General features: G+C 66.1%; 6 protein-coding genes. 5 read left to right on the forward strand and 1 reads right to left on the reverse strand.

Annotation, left to right across the window (positions count from 1 at the left end; all coding sequences use genetic code 11):
- Positions 1 to 52 precede the first annotated feature (52 nt).
- From FJY88_03350 to FJY88_03360, 3 genes are read left to right on the forward strand one after another with little or no spacing between them, the layout of a single operon-like run.
- On the forward strand, positions 53 to 1,096 hold the full coding sequence (locus FJY88_03350; GenBank protein ID MBM3286375.1) for an NAD-dependent epimerase/dehydratase family protein: 1,044 nt from the start codon (positions 53 to 55) through the stop codon (positions 1,094 to 1,096).
- 22 nt (positions 1,097 to 1,118) lie between these two features.
- On the forward strand, positions 1,119 to 3,047 hold the full coding sequence (asnB, locus tag FJY88_03355; GenBank protein MBM3286376.1) for an asparagine synthase (glutamine-hydrolyzing): 1,929 nt from the start codon (positions 1,119 to 1,121) through the stop codon (positions 3,045 to 3,047).
- Positions 3,020 to 3,781: a class I SAM-dependent methyltransferase gene (locus FJY88_03360; GenBank protein MBM3286377.1), complete on the forward strand. Its 762-nt coding sequence runs from the start codon at positions 3,020 to 3,022 to the stop codon at positions 3,779 to 3,781. Before asnB ends, FJY88_03360 begins: the two co-directional genes overlap by 28 nt.
- Here FJY88_03360 and FJY88_03365 read toward each other — a convergent pair.
- On the reverse strand, positions 3,778 to 5,286 hold the full coding sequence (locus tag FJY88_03365) for a glycosyltransferase family 2 protein (GenBank protein ID MBM3286378.1): 1,509 nt from the start codon (positions 5,284 to 5,286) through the stop codon (positions 3,778 to 3,780). The two genes, FJY88_03360 and FJY88_03365, sit on opposite strands and share 4 nt — an antisense overlap.
- Positions 5,287 to 6,149: 863 nt before the next feature.
- On the opposite strand from FJY88_03365, the gene FJY88_03370 reads away from it, so the two are divergent.
- A complete protein-coding gene (locus FJY88_03370) occupies positions 6,150 to 7,937 on the forward strand; it encodes a phospholipid carrier-dependent glycosyltransferase (protein ID MBM3286379.1) in 1,788 nt (595 codons plus the stop codon).
- 25 nt (positions 7,938 to 7,962) lie between these two features.
- On the forward strand, positions 7,963 to 8,752 hold a 790-nt coding region (locus FJY88_03375; protein ID MBM3286380.1), incomplete at its 3' end, for a hypothetical protein.

The following is an 8,752-nucleotide window of genomic DNA, read 5'->3' on the forward strand; positions in this document are numbered from 1 at the left end:
ACGGGTTATCGGCAATGGAATGAACGAAGTAGCTGGAAATCCCGGACGATAGTTGAGGCGAGGGCTGGGCGGCCCGGATCGAATCGAGAGTCCCAGCGGGGATGGAGGCAGCGTGAAGATCCTCGTGACCGGCGGAACGGGTTTCACCGGCTCGGCCCTCGTCGAGCGGCTCCTGCGCGACGGGCATCGGGTCGTCGCCCTCGACTGCCGCGAAGGGCTCGCGCCCCAGCGCCTCCGGGATCTCGGCGCCGATGTCCGGATCGGCTCGGTGACCGATCGGGCCGTCGTCGACTCCTGCATGGCCGGAGCGGACGTCGTGCACCATCTCGCGGCGGCCTTTCGCGAGCTGAACGTCCCGGAGTCCCACTACGATGAAGTCAACGTGGGCGGAACCCGGACCGTCCTCGAGAGCGCCGCCGCGCACGGGGCGCGAAGGTTCATCTACTGCAGCACCTGCGGCGTGCACGGAGACATCAAGAAGCCGCCCGCGGGGGAGGACGCGCCGATCACCCCGGCGGACTACTACCAGCGGACGAAGCACGAGGGGGAGCTCGTGGTTCAGTCCGGAGCGCCCGGAGGCATGGCGACCGTGATTCTCCGCCCGGCGGCGATCTACGGTCCCGGGGATCCGGAGCGCTTCTACATGATCTTCAAGCGGGTCTCCAAGGGATGGTTTCCCATGTTCGGAAGCGGGAAGACTCTCTACCACCCGCTCTACATCGACAATCTCATCGACGTCCTCGCCCGCTGCACGGAAGCGGGAGTGGGTGACGGAGGGACCTACCTGATCGCCGACGAGAGGTACTACTCGATCGAGGAGATCGTCCGGAAAGTCGGCGAGGCGCTGGGCGCGCGGGTCGAGATCCGCCACTATCCTCTCACTCCCCTGATCGTCGCGGGGCACATCGTAGAGAACGTATGCCGGCCCTTCCGGATCGCGCCGCCCATCTTCCCGCGGCGTGTCGACTGGTACCGGCAGAACCGCGCCTTCGACATCAGCCGGGCCAAGGGCGATCTGGGCTACCGCCCGGCGATCGATCTCGACGAGGGGCTCCGCCGAACGGCCGCCTGGTACCGGGAGCGCGGTCTCCTGTAACGGAGACCTGGGGGGCGATCTCATGTGCGGAATCGCCGGGGTGATCGCGAGCGATCCATCGCGTCTCGCCCGGATCGACGAGATGGTCGCCGCCCTCGCCCATCGCGGACCCGACGATGTCGGCATCGAGCGTCTCGATGGCGCGGCGCTCGGCCATCGGCGGCTTAGCATCATCGATCTCGTGACCGGACACCAACCCATGTTCAGCGTCGATCGCGCCGCGGCCATCGTGTTCAACGGCGAGATCTACAACTTTCGCCGCCTCCGTGCGGAGCTGGAAGCGGAGGGACGCGTCTTCCGGACGGAGTCCGACACGGAGGTTGTCCTTAACCTCTATGATCGCGACGGCGACGACTGCGTGCTGCGATTGGACGGGATGTTCGCCTTCGCTCTGCTCGATCTTCGGCGCGGGCGACTGCTCCTCGCGCGGGATCACATGGGCCAGAAGCCGCTCTTCTTTCTCGCGGCGCCGGGCCTCTTCGCCTTCGCTTCCGAGGTCAAGGGGCTGCTGGCGGGGGACTTCCTGCGGCGCGGGATCGACATGGAGGCGCTCTACCACTACGTCTCCCTCCGGTTCATTCCAGACCAGAGGACGCTCTTTCGATCGATCCGGAAGCTCCCCGCCGCCCACAGACTGATCTACGAGAACGGAGAGGCGCGCGTCGAGCGCTACTGGGGATTCTCGTTCATCGACAAGGAGCGGGAGAGCGACGATGCGCTGCTCGATCGCCTGGACGGATCGCTTCGCGAGACGGTGAGGGGGCACCTGGTCAGCGACGTCCCGGTCGGCTGCTTCCTGAGCGGGGGGATCGACTCGAGCCTGATCACCGCGATGGCCGCATCGGAGTCGGCGGGGAAGCTGGCGACATTCTCGATCGGAGTTCGTGAGGAGAAGTTCGACGAGCTTCCTTACGCGCGCCGGGTCGCGGCGAGCTGTGGGACCGACCATCACGAGGAGATCGCCTCGGCCGATCTGATCCGTTTGGTTCCGGAGATGGTCTGGCACATGGATGAGCCCTCGGACCCCTTCGGCGTCGGCGTCTATCTCGCGTCCCGACTGGCCGCGCGACACGTGAAGGTCGTGCTGAGCGGCGACGGCGGCGACGAGCTTTTCGCGGGATACGATCGATTCGCGGGCCAGGGGCTTGCCGACCGGCTTCGCATCATTCCCCCCCCGATCCGGCGCACGGTCCTGCGAGGGCTGATCGACCGGATGCCCGAGAGTTTCGCCTACAAGAGCGCCACGCAGAAGCTGAGATGGATCAACGAGATGTCTCTTCTGCGGGAAGGAGAGAGATACGCGGAGAGCATGAGCTTCCTGCGCTTCACCGAGACGGCGAAGAAGGATCTCTTCACGGAGACGATCCGCCGCGGTCTCGACGAAATCGACTCGCGCGTCAAGATCCTCGAGCCGTTCGAGTCGAAGATGGCCCATGACCCGATCGATCGGATGCTCTACACCGACCTTGTCACCCGCGTGCCGGATCATCTGCTCGTCATCGTCGACCGGATGGCGATGGCCCACGGCCTCGAGGTGCGGCCTCCGTTCCTCGAACATCGGATGGTCGAGCTGGCGGCCCGCGTCCCGTCCTCCCTGAAACTCAGGGGACGGACCCTCAAGTACGCGCTGCGCATGCTCGCCCGGCGATATGTCGACCCGGCGATCGCGAACCGACCGAAGCGGGGATTCGGTTTCCCGATCGCCTTCTGGATGCGCGATGAGTTGCGCGGCTTCCTCCTCCATGTGGCCGAGAGAGCGAGGTTCGTCGAGGCGGGGATTCTCGAGAGGGAGACGGTGCATAGGCTCGTCCGCGAGCATGTCGATGGGAAACGGGACCACAACTTCAGACTCTGGATCCTCCTCAACCTGGAGGTCTGGCATCGCCTCTACATGGATGGGGAGTCGATCGCGGAGGTGACCGAGTGGATCGAGAGGGAATCGGCGGCGTAGGCGACGCGCGGGCGGCGGAGCGCGCGGATGTCGAGACGGCCTCGGAGGAGTATGCCGGGCGATTCGCGGGGCCGGTCGGCGAATGGTTCGTCAGTCTGCAGTCGCGGATCACGCTCCGCCTGATGGCGGGACTGCCGGCGGGGGCGCGCGTCCTAGACGTCGGGGGAGGCCACGCCCAGATCGCTCCCGCGCTCGCCGCGGCAGGCTACAGGACGACGGTCGCGGGAAGCGCCCCCGCGGCGGCCGCGCGCCTCGGCGACCTCATCGCCGCGGGCTCCCTCACCTTCGACACGGTTTGTTTCTCCAGGCTGCCTTACGCCGATCGGTCTTTCGACGCGGCGGTCTGCTTCCGGCTCCTTCCCCACTTCGCCGAGTGGAAGGAGTTGATCGCGGAACTCTGCCGCGTGACGCGCGTTCGCGTGGTCGTCGACTACCCGTCGATCCGCAGCGTGAACTTCGCTTCCGCGCGGCTCTTCGGACTGAAGAAGCGCGTGGAGGGGAACACGCGGCCTTTCGGCCTCTTCCACCCCTCCGAGATCGAAGCCGCGTTTCGCTCAAGAGGGTTCAGGCTGAGCGCGTCGGTTGCGCAGTACTTCTTTCCGATGGCTCTGCATCGGGCGCACGGGTCTCTCCTGGTGGCGCGCGGGATCGAGGCGCCGGCCCGATGGATCGGGCTCACGCAGCGGCTCGGATCGCCTGTGATCGCGAGGGCCGATCGCCTCGAGCCAGGCTAGCCGAGACGCCGCGCCCTCCCGCCCCGGATCAGGAGCGCGAGGCCGTTGCCCCCCATCGCGTCCGCGAGGGTGACCAGGATCCGCCGGCGGTGTGGCTGGTCGGACAGCGCGAGATGCCGGATCCTCTCGGCCAAGAGGCCCTGGAAGAAGATCGCGAGGAACGACTGCGCCAGGAGAACAACGGAGCCGATCGGCACGAGGATCCCGGCGAGAGTGGGCGCGGCGATGGTGCGCAGGACCCAGACGCAGGCGGGGATGGAGAGGAGAAGCGGGACCGAAGCGAAGGCGAGGAACCAGACGAGGGGGCGGTCGCTGAAGCGCGTGATCATGGTGAGCGTCGCAAGATCGGCCAGCACCCCAGGCACGCGCGTGAGACCGTACTTAGACCGGCCGAAGAGCCGGCCGCGATGATGCGTCTCGACCTCGGCGACCCTCCCGCCCCCGATCTGGGTCAGGGGCACGGCGAATCGGTGGAAGTCCGAGTAGAGGGTGCTCTGGCGGAGCAACTCTCCGCGGTAGGCCTTGAGACCGCATCCGAGGTCGTGGATCTTCGCCTTTGTCATGCATCGAACGAGCGCGTTGGCGACGACGGAAGGGACCCTCCGAGAGATGAGCTTGTCCTGCCGCGATCGGCGCCACCCGCTCACGATCTCATACCCCTCGTTCAGCCTCGCCAGGAGCTTCGGGATGTCGGCGGGGTCGTTCTGAAGATCGCCGTCCATCGTGACGATGATGCCGCCGCTGCTCCGATCGATCCCCGCTCTCAGAGCCGCCGTCTGCCCGAAGTTCCGGCTCAGACGAATGCCAAGAACGTGATCCGACGCTCTCGCGATTCGGGAGATCTCGCGCCAGGTCCCGTCCCTCGAGCCATCGTCGACGAAGATGATCTCGTGCCGCGCGCCGGCGCCCGCGAGCGCGGCGTCAATCTCCGCCGCGAGACGTGCGATCGAGTCCTCCTCGTCATAGACGGGAATCACCACCGAAATCGCTGGCGCCCCGCGGCTCACTCCTTCCTCTCTCCTTCGTCCGTCCGCCCGGCGCGCTCCGCGACCCGATAGATCGCGTGGTCGCGGAAGTGGAGGTAGAGGAGGAGTTCCCCGAGAAGCCCGAGGACGATGATCTGGATCCCCGCTGTGACCAGGAGGAGCGCGAGGAGGAGCATCGGGCGGCCCGCGAGAGGCACGCTCAGGAACAGCCGCTGGTAGGTCAGGACCAGACCGAGGACGCCACCGGCCAGGAAGAGAAGGCCGCCGACCAGGCCGATCGGGCGGAGCGGCTTCTGCGTGAAGCGGACGAGGAAGCCGATCGTCAGCAGGCTCAAGAAGCGGTTGACGAAGACCCTGGGGCCGAAGATCCGCAATCTGGGCTCCGCCGGGTGCTGCCGCAAGGCGACCTCCCTGATCTCGAATCCCTCCCGATGGGCCATGATCGGGAGGAAGACCTGGGTGTCGCCATAGTCCGGGACCGCATCGAGGACCTCGCGGCGGAAGCCGTGGACGCTGCACGCGATGTCACGGAAACGCAGACCGGCCGCGAGCCCCATCCCCAGATTGAACAGTCTGCCCGAGAGGCGGTTCGTGAGCGAATCGCGGCGGCGCTCGCGGTAGCCGATCACGTAATCTGCGCCGCCCTTCAGGGCTTCGATCACTCGCGGGATCGAGTCGCAGGCGATCTGGGGGTAGGCGGGGAATGTGACGATCATAGGGCTGGAGCAGACGGCCGCGCCGGCCCGTATCGTCGCGAGCTGGCCCCCATGCGAGTGGAGGATGAGCAGCTTGACGTCCGGAAGGCCCGCGATGCGGCCGCGGATCCGTTCGTACACCGGCCGCCGTTCATGGTCGAGCGAGATGACGAGCTCCACGCGGCGCTGCTCGGCCTGGATCCACTTCAGGAGCTCCTCGAGCACCTCGAGAGCGTGTTCCGAGCGCTGGGAAGAGAAGAGGACGATCGACGCCTCGACGTCCGCGCGGCTGCCTGGACCGCTCGATGCGTTCACTTGCTGCACGATCCGACTTCCTCCGAGAACAGTCTCGACCGCTGTGGCGGGTTCTCGCCCCGACATCGATCCATCCTACGGTCGGCATCGCGGGGGCTCAACCCCAGCGAAATCCGTGATTCCGCCCTCTCCGGCACGCATGGAGAGTCCGCCCCGCGGCTCGGAGGAGTCGAACGAGCAGCGCGGTCGCGTGGCTTGCGCAAGGCCCCGAGTGGGCCTAGCGTGACGGCTGGGAGACTCGCCGGTCGCCGCAGCCGCATCGCCGCGAGACGCGCTTGGCCCGTGGCATCCGAAGCGCTAGAATGGACGCCGTTCGAACCGAGACGGGGGTCGGCGTCGTCGATTCATTCCCGTCCCTAAAGTGATGCAAATATGCAAGTTACGGCGGACAGGCCGAAATCCCCGGTTTCTCGCTCTCAACCTACGAGCGGAGGGGGCTACCTGTCATCGTCCGCGGGACTCCTCCTGATCCTCGCCGCCGCCGCCGCGCTGCGTCTCTGGGGGATCAATCACGGACTGCCCTTCGTCTACCTCACGGATGAGATCATGGAGGTCAAGCGCGCCCTGCAGCTCGGAGCCGGCCACTTCGACTACGACCGGGCGTTCAAGGGGGGGCTCTTCTATCTGCTGTTCGTGGGGTATGGAGCCCTATTCGCGGTCTGGAGGCTCGCCGGCGAGATCCGATCGACCGGAGACTACCTCTTTCGTTTTGCCGCTGATCCGACCCCCTTCTGGATGATAGGCCGAGTCACAGTCGCGCTGATCGCGATTGTGAACATCTTCCTCGTCTACAGGCTGGGGAAGAAGCTCGGAGACAGGCGGGTCGGGATCCTCTCCGCCCTCTTCCTCTGTTTCGCCCTCGATCACCACACCGAGTCGCAGTCCATCACGGTCGATGTGCTGATGGTCACCCTCTTGACGGCGACCTTTCTCTATCTCGTCGAGATCGAGAGGATGGGAAGGCGGCGGGACTACCTGCTGACTTCCCTCTTCGCCGCGCTCGCGGTCATGACGAAGCTGCCGGCGATCGTCGTGCTCCTGCCGATCCTCCTTGCGCACGTCCGGCGGACGAGGGGGGAAGGGCTTGGCGCGGCCGCGGCGCTGACAGATCGCAGGTTCCTCTTCGCGATCTGTCTCTTCCTGGGAGTGACGGCCATCGGGAACCCCGGCTTCTTCGAGGCCTTCGTCCGCGCGGTCGAAGTCCGTTTGGGGCTGCTATCGGAGCCGACGCTGACCCAGTCGGCCGAGCCGTTCCGACTTCGCACGACGAATGTCTGGGTATACTACGTCCGTGCGATGGGCGCCTCGATGAGCCCGCTCATCTTCGCCGCCGCGCTGCCGGGGCTGGTTGTCGGACTCTGGAGGCGCGACCGCGCGGCGATCTCGATCGCTCTCTTCTGCTTTGTCTTCTATCTATTCATCTGCGTGCCGCAGAGGGAAGACCACGTCTATCCGAGATACACTCTCCCCGTCCAGATGCTGCTCTCGGTCGTGGCCGCGCGGTTCCTCGTGTCGATCGGGCGGGGGCTTCCTCACGGCCGTCTCGGGACGGGCGTCCGGGCGCTCGCGCCGCTCCTTCTCATCGTCCCCGGCGCGCTCCAGATCGTCCGCTACGACATGACGCTGACCCGAACCGACACAAGGACGCTGGCGAAGAGATGGATCGAGGAGAACATCCCGGCGGGCTCCAGGATCCTGGTCAAGGGATCAGGCTACCGGCCCTCCCCGGACACAGTGGCCTTGTGGAACACCGCGGAAAACGTGGAGGCCCATCTGAACCGCCTCAAGGGCGACGACCCTCGCTGGAGGGAGACCTCCCGGTACTCCAGAAGGAAGGACAGCTTCCATATCGCGCACCTCTCGGTCGCAAGGATGCGCGAGGGATACGACCTGGCCTTCTTTGGCTCGGACGCCTTTCCATATCGGAGTCTGGACGAATACCTCGACATGGGGGTCGAGTACATCGTCATCGATCGCGTGGAGGCCCAGGGATTCCTCAACGAGGAGGGTTCCGGGCGGTTCCCCGAGGTCATGCGGTTCTACGAGCGCGTCGGCCGGGATCCGCGTTTGGAGCTGATTCGCGAGTTCACCCCTCGGGGGAATCCGGGGCCGGCCTTGGAGCTGTACCGGGTTCGAGAGGGGCCGGATGTCGGCGGTTGAGGCTGATCGAGCCAGGAGGCGAGCCATGATCTGCGTTCTTCGGATTGGTCTGGCAGTTCTATCCCTGTCCGCCAATCCAACGGCGGCCGTAGACGTCTCGCCGCAGGCGGAGATGGTGAAGGCGCCGCCTGCATGCGTGGAACCCGCGCCACCCGCGGATGAACCGACCGGCCCGCGAGTGGGCGGGGAGACGATCGAGACCGCCTACCTCATCCCCTCGCAGCCGTTCTCTGACACGGGAAACACCTGCGGCTTCTCCAATGACTACGAGGAGGTCTGCCCCTACCACGCGACCGCGCGCGACGTCGTCTACAAGTTCGTGGCCGGCGGCGAGAGCTACATCGACATCGATCTCTGCGCGTCGGGGTTCGACACGAAGCTGTACGTCTACAGGAACATCTACACCCCGGGGCTGCCCTACGCGTGCAACGATGACGCCTGCGGGGCGAGCGGCTACAGGTCGCGTCTGGAACGCGTGCGCGTCACTCCAGGGGAAAGCTACTACATCGTGGTGGACGGGTATGGATCGGCCTGCGGCGAGTACGCGCTGAGCCTGGTCCAGAGCGTGACGCAGGATGTCACCTGCCCACCGGGAGCGACGATCGAGGGGGAGCCTTACTGCTACGATGGCTACGTGGACCGGTTCAACGGAGGCTGCTGCTGCGACACCCTCCATTTCTCCGTCCTGGAACCCGAGCCGGGCACGATCCACGTCTGCGGGACCGGAGGGACCTTCGTTCGTGGCGGAGCGGACTACCGCGATACGGACTGGTACGAGATCAACCCGTCTGAGGCGATGACTCTCAACTACTGCG

This window comes from Candidatus Eisenbacteria bacterium (assembly GCA_016867495.1).
In the GTDB taxonomy this organism is placed as follows: domain Bacteria; phylum Eisenbacteria; class RBG-16-71-46; order CAIMUX01; family VGJL01; genus VGJL01.

Excerpts from the sequence above, each read along its gene's own strand:
- asnB (MBM3286376.1), top strand. The coding sequence starts at position 1,119 with ATGTGCGGAATCGCCGGGGTGATCGCGAGCGATCCATCGCGTCTCGCC.
- FJY88_03370 (MBM3286379.1), top strand. The coding sequence starts at position 6,150 with ATGCAAGTTACGGCGGACAGGCCGAAATCCCCGGTTTCTCGCTCTCAA.